Here is a 16,932-nt window from a genome sequence, read left to right on the forward strand (position 1 = left end):
ATGGAGCCCTCCGTCCGTCCGGCGAGCACCGGAACGATCACCCATGGCGTGTCCGTCGGAGAGGTGCTCGGCGTGTCCACCCTCGCCGACGCCAGGCTGATCGCGGGGGAGAGCGGGCTGGGCCGCATTGTGCAGCGGCTCAACGTCATGGAGGTGCCCGACATCCTGGCCTGGGTCAAGCCGCACGAGCTGCTGCTCACCACCGGCTACCCGCTGCGCAACACGCCGCAGTCGCTCGGCAGGCTGGTGGCCGACCTGGACGAGCGCGGGCTGTCCGCCCTGGCGATCAAGCTGGGCCGCTACGTCGACGAGCTGCCCGCCGAGATGGCCGAGCAGGCCGACCGGCTCGGCTTCCCGCTCATCCAGCTGCCGAACGACGTCGGCTTCGACGACATCCTGAACCAGGTGCTCACCGACATCCTCAACCGCCAGGCAGCCGTGCTCGCCCGCGCCGAGGAGGCGCACCGGGCGCTGGTGCAGGTGGTGCTGGCCGGAGGCGGGCTCAACGAGGTCACCGCCGAGGTGGCGCACCTGCTCGACGTGTCGGTGGCCGCGGTCGACGGTTCGGGCCGCGTGCTGGCCGCCGCGGGACCCGCGGGACACGTGACCGTCCTGTGCGAGTCGGTCACCCGCGAGGGGCCTCCGGCGGCCGGGGCCGACGGGGCACGCAAGCGGTCGTTCGCCTCGGTGCCGGTGCTGGCGGGAGGGCACCACCACGGCAGGATCGTCGCCTACAGCCCGTCCGCGGGCATCAGGGACAGCGACATCGGCATCCTCGAACGCGCCGCCACCGTCGCCGCGCTCGTCGTCACCCGCCAGGAGGCGGTCAACGCCGTCGAGAGCAAATACCGGGCCGACTTCCTGCGCGACGTGCTCACCGGACGGGCCGGCACGGTCGAGCGGGTCACGGCCAGGGCCAGGGCGTTCGGATGGGACCTGTCGCGGCCCGTCACCGTGCTGGTGGCCGAGCTCGACCCCGACGGCGACGAGCGCAGCGCCCAGGACCGGCTGATGGCCTGCTGGACGGCCGCGGTCAGGCGGCACGACCCGCGGGGGGCGGTGGCGGGGTTCTCGCACGAGGTGGTGGCCGTGGTCGACGCCTCCGCCGACGTCGCCAGGATGGCCAAGGACGCCGCCTGCGCCTTCCCCGACGCGCCGCCCGCGACGTTCTCGACCGGCACGTCCCGGCCGAGCCCGGGGGCGGAGACGCTGCCCGAGGCCTACGCGCAGGCGCTGAAGGCCGCCAGGGTCGGGCGGCAGCTGCACGGGCCCGGCGCGGTGGCCCACTTCGACCAGCTCGGCGTCTACCGGCTGCTGTCGCTGGTGAACGACACCGACGAGCTGCACGCGTTCGTCCGCGAGACGCTCGGGCCGCTGGCCACCGACGACGACGCCGAGAACGCCGACCTGCGGCGCACCCTCCAGGCCCTTCTGGAGACCAACCTGAACGTGGCGGAGACGGCCAGACGGCTGCACTTCCACTACAACACGCTGCGCTACCGGATCGGGAAACTGGAGCGGCTGCTCGGCGGCTTCACCGACGACCCGCACCTGCGGCTCAACCTCACCCTCGCCCTGCACGTGCTGCGCATGCGCGGCATCTAGGCTTGGGGCCTGTGGACTTCGAACTGCGCTCCGACTTCATCCCGCTGTGCGACCTGCTGAAATACTGCGGCATCACGGAGACGGGCGGCATGGCCAAGCAACTCGTCGCCGAGGGCATGGTGCTCGTGGACGGCGAGGTCGAGCTGCGGAAGCGGGCCAAGATCCGGTCGGGCCAGGTGGTCAGCGGTGAGGGGTTCTCGATCCGGGTCGAATAGCCCGAAGGTTCACCTGAAGTCACCGCTGGATCATCGGCACCACCGCCGTCCTCCGTGCTGGAACTGACGGAAGGCGCCCAACTGCGGAGAGCGAGAGCTTTTCTCTGGTTCCCAGCGTAGATTTGGCAGATCATGCCCGTGTAGGAGTGATCCGGCGGGCCTAATGTGCCCGCAACGGAAAAGCGTGTCGCCGGCCCAGCGCAACGCCCGGTACAAGAGGGGCTCTCATGGTTTTGGGATGGACCAAGCACGGTGACGGCAAGCATCTGGCCCCGGGAGAGGTGGTCAGGCCCGACGAGCGGCTGAGCTGGCCCCGGATGGTGGGGTTCGGGGCGCAGCACGTGATCGCCATGTTCGGTGCCACGTTCGTCTTCCCCCTGGTGATGGGGCTCGACCCGAACATCGCCGTGATGATGTCGGGGGTCTCGACGATCCTGTTCCTGCTGATCGTGAAGGGCAAGGTGCCGAGCTATCTCGGCACCAGCGCCTCCTTCGTCGGCGGCGTGTTCGCCATCAGGGCGGCGGCGGGAGGCGACACCGCGGGAGCGGACGCGATCGTGACCGGCGCCATCCTGGTCGCCGGCCTCGTGCTGGCGCTGGCCGGGCTGGCCATCCACTTCCTCGGCGTGCAGATCATCCACCGGGTCTTCCCGCCCGTGGTCACGGGCGCGGTGGTGATGCTGATCGGGTTCGGGCTGGCGTTCGTGGTGGCGGACACGTACTGGCCGCAGGACCACTGGGTCGCCCTCGTCACGATGCTGATCACGTTCGTGGTGATCGTGGCGTTCAAGGGGTTCATCGGGCGGATCGGCGTGCTCGTCGGGCTCGTCGCCGGGTTCGTCCTGTCCTGGGTGCTGGACAGGGTGGCCGGGCCGGTCACGTCGGTGCTGCCCGGCGCGAACCTGCGGGACGCCTCCGGGGCCGCCTGCCAGCCCGAGGGCCCGTACTGCGTGGCGACGGCGTTCCCGCACGACCGGGTGGACTTCGAGCCGGTGGCGCAGGCGGAATGGATCGGGTTGCCGGAGTTCCACGGGCCCGACTTCAAGACCTCCGCCGTGCTGCTCGTGCTGCCCGCGCTCATCGCGCTCATCGCCGAGAACATCGGCCACGTCAAGGCGGTCGGCGAGATGACGGGCACCGACGTCGACCCGTACGTGGGCCGCGCCGTGGCGGCCGACGGCCTCACCACCGCGCTCGCCAGCTCGGTCGGCGGCTCGCCCACCACGACGTACGCCGAGAACATCGGCGTCATGGCGGCCACCAAGGTCTACTCCACGGCCGCCTACTACATCGCCGGGGTCATCGCGATCCTGTTCGGCCTGTGCCCCAAGTTCGGCGCGCTGGTCGCGGCCACCCCCGGAGGCGTGCTCGGCGGCGTCACCGTGATCCTCTACGGCATGATCGGGCTGCTCGGCGCGAAGATCTGGATCGAGAACCGGGTGGATTTCGCCGATCCCGTGAACATGGTTCCGACCGGGGCGGGCATCATCCTGGCCATCGGACCTGTGCAGCACTTCATCGGGGGCGACTTCACCTTGGAGGGCATCGCGCTCGGCACCATCGTGGTGCTGGGCGGCTACCACTTGCTCAGGGCCATCGCCGGGCGCGGCCCCGGGCCGGCCGGGAGCGAGCCCGCGTGAAGCCGCCGCCGTTCGCGTACCACGCGCCCCGTGACGTCGGCGCTGCGCTGCGCACGCTCGCGCAGGTGCGCGGCAAGGTGCTGGCCGGCGGGCAGAGCCTGATCCCCCTGATGAACATGCGGCTGGCCGCACCCGAGCACCTCGTCGACATCAACCGGATCGGCTCCCTGTCCACGATCGACGCGACCCCGGCGGGCGTCAGGGTGGGCGCGCTGGTCAGGCACTCCGATGCCGAGCACGCGGGCGCGCACCCGCTGCTCACACGGGCGCTGAAGCTGGTCGCCCACCCGGCGATCCGCAACCGGGGCACGGTGGTGGGCAGCCTCGTGCACGCCGACCCGGCCGCCGAGCTGCCGGCCGTGCTGGCGGTGCTGGACGGCACGATCCGGCTGGCCCGCTGGGAGGGCCGGGCCGTGGAGCGGGAGGTGCCGGCGCGGGAGTTCTTCGTCGGACCTCTGGAGTCGGCGGTCCGGCCGGGCGAGCTGGCCGTGTCGGCGTACTTCCCCGCGCTGGGCCCGGGCACCGGCACCGCCTTCGAGGAGGTGGCCCGCAGGCACGGCGACTACGCGCTGGCCGGGGTCTGCGCCGTGGTCACGGTGGACGGCGACGCGCGCGTCACCGCCGCCAGGGTCGCGTGCGTCGGCGTCGGGCCCGTGCCCGTCGTCGTGGACGTGACCGGGGCATGCGGGGGAGCGGATGTGACCGGGGCGTTCGGGGAAGTGGACATGACGGGAGCGTCCGGGGGCGCGGCCGGCGGCTGGGCGGAGGCGGCGCGGGCCGTGCAGGAGGAGACCGAGCCGGAGAGCGACGTGCACGCCTCGGCCGCCTACCGGCGGCACCTGGTGGGCGTGCTCGCCGAGCGGGCGCTGCGGAGCGCGGCCGGGGAAGGGGCGGCAGCCCGTGGAGCATGAGATCACGCTCGTCGTGAACGGCGCGACCAGGCGGGTGAAGGTGCCCGCCCGCCGGTTGTTGTCCGACTGCCTGCGCCACGACCTCGGCCTGACCGGCACCCACGTGGGCTGCGAGCACGGCGTCTGCGGCTGCTGCACGGTGCTGCTCGACGGCCGGCCGGTGCGCTCGTGCCTCACGTTCGCGGTCACGGTCGACGGGCAGGAGATCACCACCGTCGAGGGCCTGGCACGCGAGGGAGCGACGAGGGAAGGCGGCGGATTTGAGCGACCGAGCCGCCTCCACGAAGTGGAGGCAGTGAACACAGCGCTGTCGCCGGTGCAGCGGGCGTTCGCCGAGTGCCACGGCCTGCAGTGCGGGTTCTGCACGCCGGGATTCCTGTGTACGGTCACCGCGTTCCTCAGGGACAATCCGGCGCCGTCGGACGACGAGATCGTCGAGGGCGTCTCGGGCAACCTGTGCCGGTGCACCGGCTACCAGAACATCGTCAAGGCCGTCCACCGGGCCGCCGAACTGCTGGCGGAGGAGACATGACGACGAGGTTGTTCGGGGAGCCCGTGCAGCGGCGCGAGGACCCCAGGCTGCTCACCGGGCAGGGGCGCTACCTCGACGACCTCGGCCGCGACGCGCTCGCCGCCGCCTTCGTCCGCTCGCCGCACGCCCACGCCCGCATCCGCGACATCGACGTGACGGGCGCACTCGACGTGCCGGGGCTCGTCGCGATCTACACCTGGGAGGACCTGCCCGAGCGGGTGGGCAGGGCGCTCCCGCTGCTGATCCCGCATCCCGCACTCACCCACGGCCGCACCGCCTACCCGCTGGCCCGGGACGTGGTCAGGCACGTCGGCGAGCCGGTCGTCATGGTCGTGGCGAGCGACAGGTATGCCGCCGAGGACGCCTGCGCGCTCATCGAGGTGGACTACGAGCCGCTCAAGGCGGTCGTCGGCCTTGAGGAGGCCGTGCAGGGGGCCGCGCTCGTGCACGAGGACGTGCCCGGCAACGTCGGCGCCCACCTCGTGCAGGAGGTCGCGGCGGCCGACGGCCGCGGCGCCGGTGAGGTGATCGAGGCCGCGCCGCACACGCTCTCCTTCCGGCTCGACATCGAGCGCAGCGCCAGCATGCCCCTGGAGGGACGCGGCGTCTACGCCCGCTGGGACGGCAGGGACCTGCGCGTCTACTCCAGCACCCAGACCTCCACCAGCGTCCGCATGGCCGTCGCCGCCACGCTCGGCCTGCCGCTGCCGCACGTCGAGGTGATCGCGCCGGACGTCGGCGGCGGCTTCGGCGTGAAGATCGTGCACCCGTGGCCCGAGGAGATCCTCGTGCCGTGGGCCGCCATGACGCTCGGGCGCGAGGTCAAGTGGGCCGAGGACCGCAGGGAACACTTCATCTCCTCCGCCCACGAGCGCGCGCAGATCCAGCACGTGCGGGTCGGCTTCGACGGCGACGGCCGCGTCCTGGGGCTGGACGTGACGATCCGGCACGACCACGGCGCCTACACGCCCTACGGGATCATCGTGCCGATCGTGACGTCCACCCAGTTGCCGGGGCCGTACAAGATCGGGGCCTACCGCGTCGAGTTCGCCTCCGTCTACACCAACACCGTGCAGGTCACCCCCTACCGGGGGGCGGGCAGGCCGCAGGCCGTGTTCTGCATGGAGCGGACCATGGACAAGATCGCCCGCCATCTGGGCAAGGACCGCACGGAGGTGCGGGCGGTCAACTTCATCGGGCCGGAGGAGTTCCCGTACGACCAGGGCATGACCTTCCAGGACGGCCGCCCGCTGATCTACGACAGCGGGAACTATCCGGAGATGCTCCGCATGATCAAGGAGCTGATCGGCTGGGACGAGCACGAGAGGCGTCCCGGGCGCGGCATCGGCATCGGCTGCTACGTCGAGGGCACCGGCGTCGGCCCCTACGAGGGCGGGCACGTGCAGGTCACCTCCGACGGCCGGGTGCACGTCTCCACCGGGCTCACCTCGCAGGGCCAGGGGCACGAGACGGTGTTCGCCCAGATCGCCGCCACCGAGCTGGGCGTGCCGATCGAGCGGATCAGCGTGGTCACCGGCGACACCAGAAGGTTCGGCTACGCGGTCGGCACGTTCGCCTCGCGCGCGGCCGTCATGAGCGGCAACGCCATCGCGCTGGCCTGCAGGAAAGTACGCGAGAAGGCGCTGCGCATCGCGGCCGACGCGCTGGAGGCCGACCCGGCGGACCTGGCGATCGACGACGGCATGGTGCACGTGGCGGGATCCCCGTCGGCGTCGATCCCGCTGTCCACGGTGGCCGTGCTGGCCAACCCGCTGAGGTACGCCTTCGACGACGAGGCGGCCAAGGCGACCCAGTTCTCCGGTGCGGCCTCCCCTGACCGGCCGCCGGTCGCGGAGGGGGAGGAGCCCGGTCTGGAGGGGCGCGACTACTACTCGCCGATCAGATCCACGTTCGCGTCGGGCATGCACGCCGCCATCGTCGAGACCGACCCCGACACCGCCGAGATCAAGGTGGTGCGCTACGCCGTCGTGCACGACTGCGGCCGGCTGATCAACCCCATGATCGTCGAAGGGCAGATCCACGGCGGGGTGGCGCAGGGCATCGGCGGGGCGCTCTACGAGCGCATGGTGTACGACCCGCACGGCCAGCTGGTGAACGCCTCCTTCATGGACTTCCTCATGCCGTACGCCACCGAGATCCCGCACGTCGAGACCGCCCACCTGGAGACGCCCTCGCCGCTGAACCCCCTCGGCATCAAGGGCGCGGGCGAGGCCGGCGTGATCCCCGTCTCCGCGGTCATCGCCTCGGCGGTGGAGGACGCCGAGGGCATCGACGTCGACCGTATGCCCATCTCCCCGTCCGAGCTCTTCGAGCTCCGCTCCGCCGTGGGATGATCCGGTCTCGTGCCGGATCTGCGTGCCCCCGGAGCGGGCCTGACCTCCTTCCCTGATGTTCCCGACGGCGTCCGCCTGATCGACCTGGCCTGGAACGCGATCACCGAGGTGCCCGGGTGGGTGGCCGGGCTCGGCTCGCTGGAGGAGCTCAGGCTCGACGGCAACCGCCTGCGCGCCCTGCCCGACCTGTCGGGGCTGGCCGCGCTGCGCGCGCTGCACCTGGACGGCAACGCGCTGACGGCCGTCCCGGCCTGCCCGCCGGGCCTCGAGTCGCTCTCCCTGTACGGCAACCGCGTCCGCGCGCTGCCCGAGCGGCTCGGCAGGCGGCTGCGGCACCTGGCGGCGGGCAGGAACGCGTTGACCGAGGTGCCGGCCTCGTTGTGGGAGCTGACCCGGCTGGAGTCGCTCAACCTGGCCGAGAACGAGCTGACCGAAGTTCCCGCGGCCGTCGGCGGGCTGGCCCGACTGCGCATGCTCGACCTCGGGCACAACCGGCTCACCTCCGTCCCGCCAGAGCTCGGCGACCTGGCGCTCACCGACTACCTCTACCTGAGCGACAACCTGTTCACCGAGGTGCCCGCGGCGCTCGGGCGGCTCGACCGTCTCGCCTACCTCAACCTGACCGCCAACCGGCTCACCCGCCTGCCGGAGGCGCTGGGACGGATGGCCGCGCTGGTGGAGCTGCGGCTCTACGACAATCGCCTGGAGTCGCTGCCCGAGACGGTCGGCGGGCTGACCCGGCTGCGTGAGCTGCACCTCCAGGGCAACCGGCTGACCCGGTTGCCCGCCGCCATCGCCGAGCTGGAGGAGTTGCGCGTGCTCGACCTGCGCGACAACCTGCTCGGCGCGTTGCCCGACGCGTTGCCGTCCGGTCTCAGGCATCTCGACCTGCGCAACAACCGGCTGCGCGAGCTGCCGGACCGGCTGCCCCCGCTGGACAAGCTCGACCTGCGGTGGAACAAGCTCGACGGCGAGCCGGAGGTGCTGCGCCGGCTCGCCGCGCGCGGGTGCGTGATTCTGCGCTGAACCGAGGCGCCGGGTCCTGCGTACCTCCGCACATGACGACTTTTCCACGCTTGGCCGCTTTCGCGCTGCTGGCCGGGCTGGTCGCCGGATGCTCCTCAGAGGGCTGGAGCGACTACGTCGCAGCAGGCGCGAGCGGGCAGCCCGCGGCCCCGCTGACCGTCGAGCAACTCTCCGAGAAGGTCGGCTGCAAGCCGAAGATGCAGGTCGAAGGAGACGACCTGCGCACCGGGTTCTGCAAGACCTCCGACGGCAGGTTCTTCGTCAACACGTTCAGGACCGAGGCGCTCAAGGACGCGTGGATGGATCAGGCGCCCGAGTACAACCCCCACCTCGTCGGCCCCCGCTGGACCGTCCTGGGCCCGCTCGAGGTGCTGGAGTCGATCCAGGAGCGGCTCGACGGAGACCTGCACCTGACCGACCACCGGGTCTCGCAGACGCCCACGCCGGCCACCTGACCGCGCCGGCCCCGTCGTGCTGACCCGTCGTGCTGACCCGTGGAGCTGATCCCGTGGAACGCGTACCTCTGCACATGACGGCTCCTCGGAGCCTCGCCGCGCTCGCGCTGCTGGCAGGGCTGGTCGCGGCCTGCTCCGCGGGCGATGGGAGCGGCGGCTACCTCGCGGCCGGCGCGCGGGCCGGGGCCGCCCCCCTCACCGTCGAGCAACTGTCCGCCAGGGTCGGGTGCGAGCCGCGCCTGCGGGCCGACGGCGCCGGCGTCCGCTCAGGACACTGCACCACCCCTGACGGCGAGTTCGTCGTGACGACGTTCACCACGCGGGCGGGCAAGGACGCCTGGATGGGCGCCGCCCCCGCGGGCACGCCGCACCTCGCGGGCGACCTGTGGACCGTCACGTCCAGCCGCAAGGTGCTCGACCTGCTGGGCGAGCGGCTCGGCGGCGAGCTGCACATGACGGACGCCGGGAGCGGCGCGATGCGGGTCGTCGAATAGTCCCGCTCACAGGCAGTTCCCTACCCGGGGCCGGCCAGGACGAGCAGGGTCACGCGGTGTGCGCGCAACGCGCGGATCCTGGCCAGCTCGGCCCGCGGGTCGCGCTGATCCTGGCTGATCAGCGCCAGGTAGCCGCGGCGCTTCGTCTCGTGCAGGAGGCCCTGGCGATCTCTCCGGAACAGGGGTCGCCGACCTCGTGGACGCCTGCCCGCCGGTCAAGGCCCGCGCCCCGGCCCTTCCTTTCCCGCGTGGCTGTTGGGGACTTGACGTGCTCCCCCGGCCTGAAGACCGGAGATTCTGGCCTGTGCCGCCGTTCACGCGGCGGCACTTCCTGGGCTTCCTGCTTCGTCGGGCTGTGCCGGACTTGCGCCTGGTCTTACCGGCCCTCCACAGGCGTTTAGCCTCTCCGCCCGTCCGGCGGCGAGAATGTTGTTCGCGGCGTTGACGTCCCGGTCGTGGTGCGCGCCGCACGGGCAGGTCCACTCCCGGGCCGAAAGCGGCAAGCTCTGGGCCCGGACCTGCCCGCAGGCCGAGCAGCGCTTGGAAGAGGGAAACCAGCGGCTGACCCTGGCGAAGGTCCTGCCGTACAGTTTCGCCTTGTATTCCAGCATGGCGATGAAGGCTGACCAGCCCGCGTCGTGAATGCTTGTGGCCAGCCTCGTGCGCGCCAGTCCGTTGACCGCCAGGTTCTCCACGTACACCGCTTGGTTTTCGCGGATGATCTTTGTGGAGAGCTGGTGGTGGAACTCGCGGCGCGCGTCGCTGACCTTGGCGTGCTGGCGGGCGACCTTGGTCCGGGCCTTGGCCCGGTTGGCTGATCCCTTCTGGGTGCGGGAGAGGTCTTTCTGCAGGCGCTTGAGCTTCCTCTCCGCCCGGCGCAGGAACTTCGGCGCGTCGATCTTCCGGCCGTCGGCCAAGACCGCGAAATGACCGAGCCCGAGATCAATCCCGGTCTCGGCGTCGGTGGCCGGGAGCGACTGCTCGCGCACCTCGACCACGAACGAGGCGAAGTATCGTCCGGCTGCATCCTTGACGATCGTGACCGATGACGGCTCGGCGGGCAGTTCCCGTGACCAGCGCACCGCCACCTGGCCGATCTTCGGCAGGCGCAGCTTGCCCTGCCCGGTGATGGAGAAGCGGGCGTTCTTGGTGAACCGGATCGCCTGCCGGTTGTCCTTGCGGGACCGGAACCGGGGCGGCGCGATCTTCGGGCCCTTACGTTTCCCCGTGACCGAGGCGAAGAAGTTCCGGAACGCGGTGGTGCAGTCGGCCAGTGCCTGCTGCAGGACCACTGCGGACACCTCACCCAGCCAGACTCGTTCTGGGCGTTTCTTCGCCTCAGTGATCATTTTGCGGGACAGTTCGGCGTCGGCGACGAACGGCAAGCCTTCCCGGTAGGCCTGGCGACGCAGCGCGAGCGCGTCGTTGAAGACCACCCTTGCGCACCCGAACGCCTTGGCCAGCGCGACCCGCTGGCCCGGCGTCGGGTCGATCCGGAAGGAGTACCGCAACTGCACCCGCCCAGAATACAGTTGGTTTATGGCCGAGCACAGCGATATCAGAACGGGCCTCCACTGTGTTTGCGCCCTGCACGCTCATTTGCTTTTCGTGACGAAATTCCGGCATCGGGTGTTCACCGGCGCTCATCTGATTCCCCTGGAAGAGATCATGAGATCGGTCTGCACCGACTTCGACACTGATCTGGCCGAGTTCAACGGCGAGAACAACCACGTTCACCTGCTCGTGAAATTCCCACCCAAGATCGCCCTCTCGAAACTGGTCAACTCCCTCAAAGGGGTCTCCTCCGGGCGGATGCGCCAGGAATTCCCCGAACTCGCCGCCCACTATTACCAGGCGAACAAGCTCTGGTCCGGCTCCTCCTTCGCCGGATCGGTGGGCGGTGCTCCGATCAGCGTCCTGCGCCATTACATCGAGCAGCAGAACCGGCTGTTCTTGCCCAGTTGCGCGGACTGGCCGGCTTCACCTCCGGTCTAAAAGCCGGAGCACTGCCGACGCTTCTGGTAGCCGATCCGCGAGGTGACCGCCTGGACGTGGGCGGCGGGCTTGGCGCTCACCCCAGAGCTGCCCGTCGTGGCGTGGGAGGCCGTCGCCGGCGACACCCCCGCGGCCCTGGCCACGTCGACGCGCGTAAGGTCGCTCTGGCATGCGGACGACCCCCTTGTCCGGAGCTGGATCCCGTGTGATCGTGACCGAAAGCGCTTACGAAAGCGCTTTCGCGGCGCCTCTCCTGACGGGAGTCTCCTCGATGGCAAGACTTTCCAGCGGCCTAGTGATCATCTCGATGTGCGGTCTGGCGCTGACCGCCTGTGCGAAGACCGACGAACCCGGCGCCGCCCCGTCACCCGGTCAACGGCAGGGGCCGGTCAAGATCGGCATCTCGCTCCCGCTCACCGGCGACTTCTCCGAGCCGGGCAAGGGCATCCAGGAGGGTTACCAGGTCTGGGCGGACCGGGTGAACGCCAAGGGCGGCCTGCTGGGCAGGAAGGTCGAGCTGATCTTCCGCGACGACGCCTCCGACCCCAACAGGGTCAGCTCCGACTACGAGTCCCTCATCACGCAGGACAAGGTGGACCTGGTGTTCGGGCCGTTCTCCTCACGGCTGGTGATCCCCGCGGCGAAGGTCGCCGAGTCGTACGGCATGGTGTTCGTGGAGCCGGCCGGGGCCGCGAAGGAGGTCTTCGAGCAGGGCTTCGAGCGGCTCTTCTACGCGGCCCCCGCGATCGCCGACGACCACTACGACTACCTGGCCGACTACCTCATCAATCTGCCGGCCGACCAGCGGCCCAGGACGGCGGCGTACGCGAGCCTGGACGACCCGTTCGCCCAGGGCACCGCGTACGGGCTGCGCGACAGGCTGGCCGCGGCCGGGATCAGGACGGTCGTGGACGAGGTCTACCCGCCGGAGACCACCGACTTCTCGCCCATCGCCGCCAAGATCGCCGCGGCGAAGCCGGATCTCGTCGTCGGGGGCACGCAGTTCGAGGACTCCGTGGGCCTGGTGCGCGCGCTGCAGGAGCTGAAGGTGCAGCCCAAGCTGGCGGCGTTCTCGACGGGGCCGACGCTGGCCGAGTTCCCCGCCGCGGTGAAGGGGGCGGCCGAGCACATCGTCTCGCCCGTCGGGTGGTCGGCCGCCTCGACGTTCACCGGCAACGAGGAGATGGTCAGGCGGTACAAGGAGATGTTCGGCGGCGCGGCCAACGAGGACGCGGCCAACGGCTACACGGTCGGCCAGATCATCGAGGCCGCCGTGAACGCGGCCCGGTGCGCCGACCCGAGCAAGGAGTGCCAGGACAAGCTGACCGAGCACATCAGGCAGGGCACGTTCGACACCGTCGTGGGCCCGCTGTCCTTCGACGACAAGGGCCGGCCCGAGCAGGCGCACATGATCCAGCAGTACGTGAACGGCAAGATCGAGATCGTGCTTCCCGAGCAGGCGAAGACCGCCGACCTCGTCTACCCGAAGCAGGAATGGTGAGCCTGCTCCTGCAGGGGCTGGCCCTGGGCGTGCTGACGGGCGGGCTCTACGCGCTGCTCGCCTCCGGCCTGTCGCTGTACTTCGGCGTGATGCGGGTGGTCATGGTGGCCCACCCGGCGTTCCTGTTCCTGGCCGCCTACCTGACGTACACGGTGCACACGGCGCTCGGGGTGGACCCGTTCCTGGCGTTGCCGGTCACCGTGCCGGTCTTCTTCCTGCTGGGCGTTGCGGTGCAGCGGCTGCTCGTCGCGCGGCTGGCGCCGGAGAACGTGGCGATGATGTCGGTGCTGCTGACGTTCGGGCTCGCGCTGACGATCGAGGGGCTGCTCGGGACGTTCTACACGGGCTCCTACAAGTCGGTCAGCATGGAGTACGCGACCAGGTCGCTGACCATCGGCGGCGTGCACCTTCCGTACGACAAGATCATCGCCTTCGCGGTCGCCGCGCTCACCCTCGGCGTGCTCTTCGCCGTGCTGGTCAGGAGCAGGTTCGGGCAGGCGCTGCGGGCCACCATCCAGCACCGGGAGGCGGCCAGGCTGGTCGGGATCCCGACCGAGCGGGTCGCCGGCTACGGGTTCGGCCTCGGCCTGGCCACGGCGGCCGTCGGCGGCACCGTGCTGGCCCTGATCACGCCGTTCTTCCCCGCCTCCCACTGGGTGTGGATCGGCAAGCTGATGGCGATCATCGTGGTCGGCGGGCTCGGCAGCGTGGCCGGCGCGGCGCTGGCGGCCGTCCTGCTCGGCGTCGTCGAGGGCATCGTGCTCGTCACCGTGGACGCCACCTGGGCGACGATGATGTTCTACGTCTTCCTCTTCCTGACCCTGCTCGCCCGCCCGCAGGGGTTCTTCGGAGGCCGCCTTGCGCACCGCTTCTAGAGGCCTCCCGCTGCTGGTCGCCGCCCTGGCGATCGCCTACCCCTGGCTGGTGCCCAACTACTACCTCGTGTACGCGGGCGCGCTGACCGTCATGTACGCCGCCATGGCCACCTCCTGGAACCTCCTGGGCGGTTTCACCGGCTACGTCTCGCTCGGCCACTCGGCCTTCTTCGGGCTCGGCGCGTACGGCACCGGGCTGCTCGTGACCCGGCTGGACGTGCCGTGGGCGCTGGCCCTGCCGGTCTCGGCGCTGCTGGTCACCGTGTTCGCCGTGGGCGTCGGCGTCGCGGCCGTACGGGTGCGGGGCGCGTCGTTCGTGATCGTGTCGATCGCGCTCGTGTCGATGATGAACCTCGTCGTGCAGGGCTGGCGCTCGCTGACCGGCGGCTCCACCGGCCTGCAGGTGCCCTCGCCGTTCCCCGGCCTGCACCGGGGACAGACGCACATGGTCTTCTTCTACCTGTTCCTCGTGCTGCTCGGGCTCGCGCTGCTGTCCTGGTGGTACGTCTCCCGCTCCCGCTTCGGCGCCGGCCTGCGGGCGATCAGGGAGGACGAGGACAAGGCCGAGTCGCTCGGCGTGCCGACGGCGGCGTACAAGGTGGCGGCCTTCGCCCTGTCGGCCCTGTTCGTGGCGCTGGCCGGCGGCCTGTACGCGCTGTGGTTCGGCAGCCTCGACCCGATCTTCATGTTCTCCATCCTGATCGGCTCGTACATGGTGCTCATGAGCCTGCTCGGCGGGGTCCGGCACGTGTTCGGCCCGCTGCTCGGCGCGCTCATCGTGGCGCCCGCCGGCGAGTACTTCCTGATCGCGCTCGGCGAGACGCAGGTCCACCTGGCCGCGACGGGTGTGCTGCTCGTCCTGGTCGTGCTGTTCATGCCGGAGGGCATCCTGTCCAGGCTCACCAGGACAGGCCCGGGGCCGTCCATCCCGGAGGAGAGCGCCGGGCATCGGCTGGAGGGGGCGGCCCGATGACCTCGCTGCGCACGGAAGGCCTCACGAAGGCGTTCGGCGGCGTGCCCGCGGTGCACGGCGCCACCGTCGAGCTGCGCGAAGGGCAGGTCAACGGCCTCATCGGGCCCAACGGCTCGGGCAAGACCACGTTCTTCAACCTGATCACCGGCATGATCAGGCCCGACTCGGGGCGGGTGCTCTATCGCGAGCGCGACATCACCCGCCACGCGCCGCACCGGATCGCGCACGCGGGCATCGGCCGCACCTTCCAGCTCTGCCGGGTCTTCCCGCGCCTGACCGTGCTGGAGAACATGCTGGTCGCCGTCCGCCGTACCCGCCTGCGGGAGCTGCTGGCCGGCCTGCACGACAAGGGCGAGGCCGAGCGCGCACGCCGCTGGCTGCACCGCATGGGCATCGAGCACCTGGAGCACGCCGAGGCCCGTGACCTGTCCTATGGCCAGCAGAAGCTGCTCGAACTCGCCGCCGTGCTCATGGCCGAGCCGGACCTGGTGCTGCTCGACGAGCCCGCCGGCGGCGTCAACCCGGCGCTGATCGACCGCATCGTCACCCTCGTACGCGAGCTGAACGCCGAGGGGCGCACCTTCCTCGTCGTGGAGCACAACATGGACATGGTGATGGGCATGTGCGACCACGTGATGGTCTTCGACCGCGGCGCGCCCATCGCCGCCGGGCCTCCCTCGGCGATCAGGGACGACCCTCGCGTGCTGGAGGCGTATCTCGGTGTCTGAGGTCCTGCTGTCGCTGGAGAACGTCGTGGCCGGGTACGGCAGGGCGGCGCCGGTGCTGCGCGGCCTGTCCGTCACCGTGCGCTCCGGCGAGGTCGTCTGCCTCGTCGGCCCCAACGGCGCGGGCAAGTCCACCGTGCTCAAGGTCGCCAGCGGCCTGCTCGCACCCAGGTCGGGCCGGGTGCTGCTGGCGGGGGAGGACGTGGCGGGCCTGTCGCCGCAGCGGCTGCTCGGCCGCGGGCTGGCCCACGTGCCGCAGGGGCACAGCGTGTTCCGGGAGATGACGGTGGCGGAGAACGTGCGGCTCGGCGGCTACACCGTCCGCGACCAGGCCGTGCTGAACGCGAGGATCGAGGCGGTCAAGGAGTTGTTCCCCGTCGTGGCCGAGCGGTGGGGGAGCGTGGCCGGGCTGCTGTCGGGCGGCCAGCAGAAACAGGTCGAGTTCGCCCGCGCCCTCATGCTGGAGCCGGCCGTGGTGCTGCTCGACGAGCCGTCGATGGGGCTCGACCCGCGCAACACGCAGGTCGTGTTCGACCAGATCGACCTCATGCGCGGGGCCGGTGTGGCGGTGCTGCTGGTGGAGCAGAACGCGCGCAGGGCGCTGGAGACGGCCGACGTCGGCTGCGTGCTCGACCTCGGCCAGGTGCACATCTCCGGCCCGGCGCGCGAGCTGGCGGCCGACCCGCGGCTCGGCCGCCTCTACCTCGGCGGAGCGCCGTCTGACCACACGGCCGGGGATGCGGCTACGCCGCGCCCACCCGGACCCGCTTCCTGAACACCCAGTACGTCCACCCCTGGTAGACCAGCACGAACGGCAGCGTGAGCAGCCCGATCCAGCTCAGCATCGTCAGCGTGTAGGGGCCGGAGGCGGCCTCGGCCAGCGTCAGCCCGGGCAGCGGCCGCGCGTGCAGCTCCACGAAGACGGCCAGCGTGGTCAGCATGATGGCGCCCGCCGTGGCCGCGAACGCCCAGCCCTCCCTGCGGCGCCAGATCAGCGCCGTGGCCGCGGCCAGCGCCGCCATGGCGGCCAGCGCGGGCGGCGTGCCCAGGCCCGACAGGGCGAACACGGCCACGGGGACGGCCACGGCGCTGGCGGCCATCGCCGCGACCCGGGCGCGGCGGCGTACCGGGCCGGTGGTCTTCAGCGCCAGGAAGACGGCGCCGTGCAGGACGCACACCGCCAGCGTGAACGCGCCGCCGAGCAGGGCGGCGAGCGGGCGGCCGAACAGCAGGCCGGCGAAGATCGCGCCCCAGAGGAACGCCGGGAGCGCGCTGCCCGCCACGATGCCCGCGTCGCACCAGCGCGGGGAGGCGACCTTGCCGCGCCACTCCAGGCCGACCCCGCGCACGATCAGCCCGACCAGGACGAGCGCGACCGGCAGGTAGAAGGAGCTGAACATGCCCGCGTACCAGGCGGGGAACGCGGCGAACATGGCGCCGACCGCGGTGATCAGCCACACCTCGTTGCCGTCCCACACCGGGCCGATGGTCCGCAGGCTCTGGCGCCGCTCCTCGGCGTTCCCGCTCACGAGCGGCGCCAGCATCCCGACGCCGAAGTCGAAGCCCTCCAGCACGAAGTAGCCGGTCCACAGGAAGGCGATGATGACGAACCACAGATCGATCACTGTCCG

Annotated in this window: 18 protein-coding genes; 15 read left to right on the top strand and 3 right to left on the bottom strand. The window is 71.1% G+C overall.

Annotated elements, in window-relative coordinates:
• The 9 genes from ACTWPV_RS08170 to ACTWPV_RS08210 all read left to right on the top strand — a co-directional run bounded on the left by ACTWPV_RS08170 (window position 1) and on the right by ACTWPV_RS08210 (window position 9,232).
• The gene (locus ACTWPV_RS08170) at window positions 1-1,605 is read left to right on the top strand and encodes a PucR family transcriptional regulator ligand-binding domain-containing protein (RefSeq protein ID WP_443151239.1); all 1,605 of its coding nucleotides are present in this window, start codon (window positions 1-3) and stop codon (window positions 1,603-1,605) included.
• Window positions 1,606-1,616: 11 nt separating this feature from the next.
• Window positions 1,617-1,820, top strand: a complete 204-nt coding sequence (locus ACTWPV_RS08175; RefSeq protein WP_220446781.1) for an RNA-binding S4 domain-containing protein — start codon at window positions 1,617-1,619, stop codon at window positions 1,818-1,820.
• Between the two features lie 227 nt (window positions 1,821-2,047).
• The gene (locus ACTWPV_RS08180; RefSeq protein ID WP_443151240.1) at window positions 2,048-3,460 is read left to right on the top strand and encodes a uracil-xanthine permease family protein; all 1,413 of its coding nucleotides are present in this window, start codon (window positions 2,048-2,050) and stop codon (window positions 3,458-3,460) included.
• Window positions 3,457-4,371: an FAD binding domain-containing protein gene (locus ACTWPV_RS08185; protein WP_443151241.1), complete on the top strand. Its 915-nt coding sequence runs from the start codon at window positions 3,457-3,459 to the stop codon at window positions 4,369-4,371. The genes ACTWPV_RS08180 and ACTWPV_RS08185 overlap by 4 nt, the downstream gene beginning before the upstream one ends.
• The gene (locus tag ACTWPV_RS08190) at window positions 4,361-4,903 is read left to right on the top strand and encodes a (2Fe-2S)-binding protein (protein WP_443151242.1); all 543 of its coding nucleotides are present in this window, start codon (window positions 4,361-4,363) and stop codon (window positions 4,901-4,903) included. Before ACTWPV_RS08185 ends, ACTWPV_RS08190 begins: the two co-directional genes overlap by 11 nt.
• On the top strand, window positions 4,900-7,257 hold the full coding sequence (cutA, locus tag ACTWPV_RS08195) for an aerobic carbon-monoxide dehydrogenase large subunit (protein WP_443151243.1): 2,358 nt from the start codon (window positions 4,900-4,902) through the stop codon (window positions 7,255-7,257). The genes ACTWPV_RS08190 and cutA overlap by 4 nt, the downstream gene beginning before the upstream one ends.
• Before the next feature lie 9 nt (window positions 7,258-7,266).
• Window positions 7,267-8,283 (top strand): leucine-rich repeat domain-containing protein, encoded by a 1,017-nt coding sequence (locus ACTWPV_RS08200; protein WP_347644306.1) that lies wholly within the window; start codon window positions 7,267-7,269, stop codon window positions 8,281-8,283.
• 50 nt (window positions 8,284-8,333) lie between these two features.
• Entirely contained in the window at window positions 8,334-8,738 is a 405-nt protein-coding gene (locus tag ACTWPV_RS08205) for a hypothetical protein (RefSeq protein WP_347644305.1), read from the top strand.
• Window positions 8,739-8,791: 53 nt separating this feature from the next.
• Window positions 8,792-9,232, top strand: coding sequence for a hypothetical protein (locus tag ACTWPV_RS08210; RefSeq protein ID WP_443151244.1), 441 nt, complete (start codon window positions 8,792-8,794; stop codon window positions 9,230-9,232).
• 314 nt (window positions 9,233-9,546) lie between these two features.
• Here ACTWPV_RS08210 and ACTWPV_RS08215 read toward each other — a convergent pair whose 3' ends face one another.
• Window positions 9,547-10,749 (bottom strand): RNA-guided endonuclease InsQ/TnpB family protein, encoded by a 1,203-nt coding sequence (locus ACTWPV_RS08215; RefSeq protein WP_443151245.1) that lies wholly within the window; start codon window positions 10,747-10,749, stop codon window positions 9,547-9,549.
• A gap of 22 nt (window positions 10,750-10,771) precedes the next feature.
• Between ACTWPV_RS08215 and tnpA the strand changes: the two genes are divergently transcribed.
• Complete coding sequence (tnpA, locus tag ACTWPV_RS08220) at window positions 10,772-11,227, top strand: IS200/IS605 family transposase (protein WP_443151246.1); 456 nt, start codon at window positions 10,772-10,774, stop codon at window positions 11,225-11,227.
• Here tnpA and ACTWPV_RS08225 read toward each other — a convergent pair.
• Window positions 11,224-11,370, bottom strand: coding sequence for a LacI family DNA-binding transcriptional regulator (locus tag ACTWPV_RS08225; RefSeq protein ID WP_443151247.1), 147 nt, complete (start codon window positions 11,368-11,370; stop codon window positions 11,224-11,226). The genes tnpA and ACTWPV_RS08225 overlap by 4 nt on opposite strands.
• 128 nt (window positions 11,371-11,498) lie before the next feature.
• Here ACTWPV_RS08225 and ACTWPV_RS08230 point away from each other — a divergent pair, with 128 nt between their 5' ends.
• Genes ACTWPV_RS08230 through ACTWPV_RS08250 form a run of 5 tightly spaced genes read left to right on the top strand, consistent with a single transcriptional unit; the run spans window position 11,499 to window position 16,076 of the window.
• A complete protein-coding gene (locus ACTWPV_RS08230; RefSeq protein ID WP_443151248.1) occupies window positions 11,499-12,728 on the top strand; it encodes an amino acid ABC transporter substrate-binding protein in 1,230 nt (409 codons plus the stop codon).
• A complete protein-coding gene (locus ACTWPV_RS08235) occupies window positions 12,722-13,603 on the top strand; it encodes a branched-chain amino acid ABC transporter permease (protein ID WP_443151249.1) in 882 nt (293 codons plus the stop codon). Before ACTWPV_RS08230 ends, ACTWPV_RS08235 begins: the two co-directional genes overlap by 7 nt.
• Window positions 13,587-14,576 (top strand): branched-chain amino acid ABC transporter permease, encoded by a 990-nt coding sequence (locus ACTWPV_RS08240; RefSeq protein WP_443151250.1) that lies wholly within the window; start codon window positions 13,587-13,589, stop codon window positions 14,574-14,576. The genes ACTWPV_RS08235 and ACTWPV_RS08240 overlap by 17 nt, the downstream gene beginning before the upstream one ends.
• Window positions 14,573-15,304: an ABC transporter ATP-binding protein gene (locus tag ACTWPV_RS08245; RefSeq protein WP_443151251.1), complete on the top strand. Its 732-nt coding sequence runs from the start codon at window positions 14,573-14,575 to the stop codon at window positions 15,302-15,304. Before ACTWPV_RS08240 ends, ACTWPV_RS08245 begins: the two co-directional genes overlap by 4 nt.
• Window positions 15,297-16,076 (top strand): ABC transporter ATP-binding protein, encoded by a 780-nt coding sequence (locus ACTWPV_RS08250; RefSeq protein ID WP_347644296.1) that lies wholly within the window; start codon window positions 15,297-15,299, stop codon window positions 16,074-16,076. Before ACTWPV_RS08245 ends, ACTWPV_RS08250 begins: the two co-directional genes overlap by 8 nt.
• Here ACTWPV_RS08250 and cydB read toward each other — a convergent pair.
• Window positions 16,045-16,926, bottom strand: coding sequence for a cytochrome d ubiquinol oxidase subunit II (gene cydB, locus ACTWPV_RS08255; RefSeq protein ID WP_347644295.1), 882 nt, complete (start codon window positions 16,924-16,926; stop codon window positions 16,045-16,047). The genes ACTWPV_RS08250 and cydB overlap by 32 nt on opposite strands.
• Window positions 16,927-16,932 lie beyond the last annotated feature (6 nt).

It is taken from the genome of Nonomuraea sp. KM88 (genome assembly GCF_052245635.1).
GTDB lineage: Bacteria > Actinomycetota > Actinomycetes > Streptosporangiales > Streptosporangiaceae > Nonomuraea.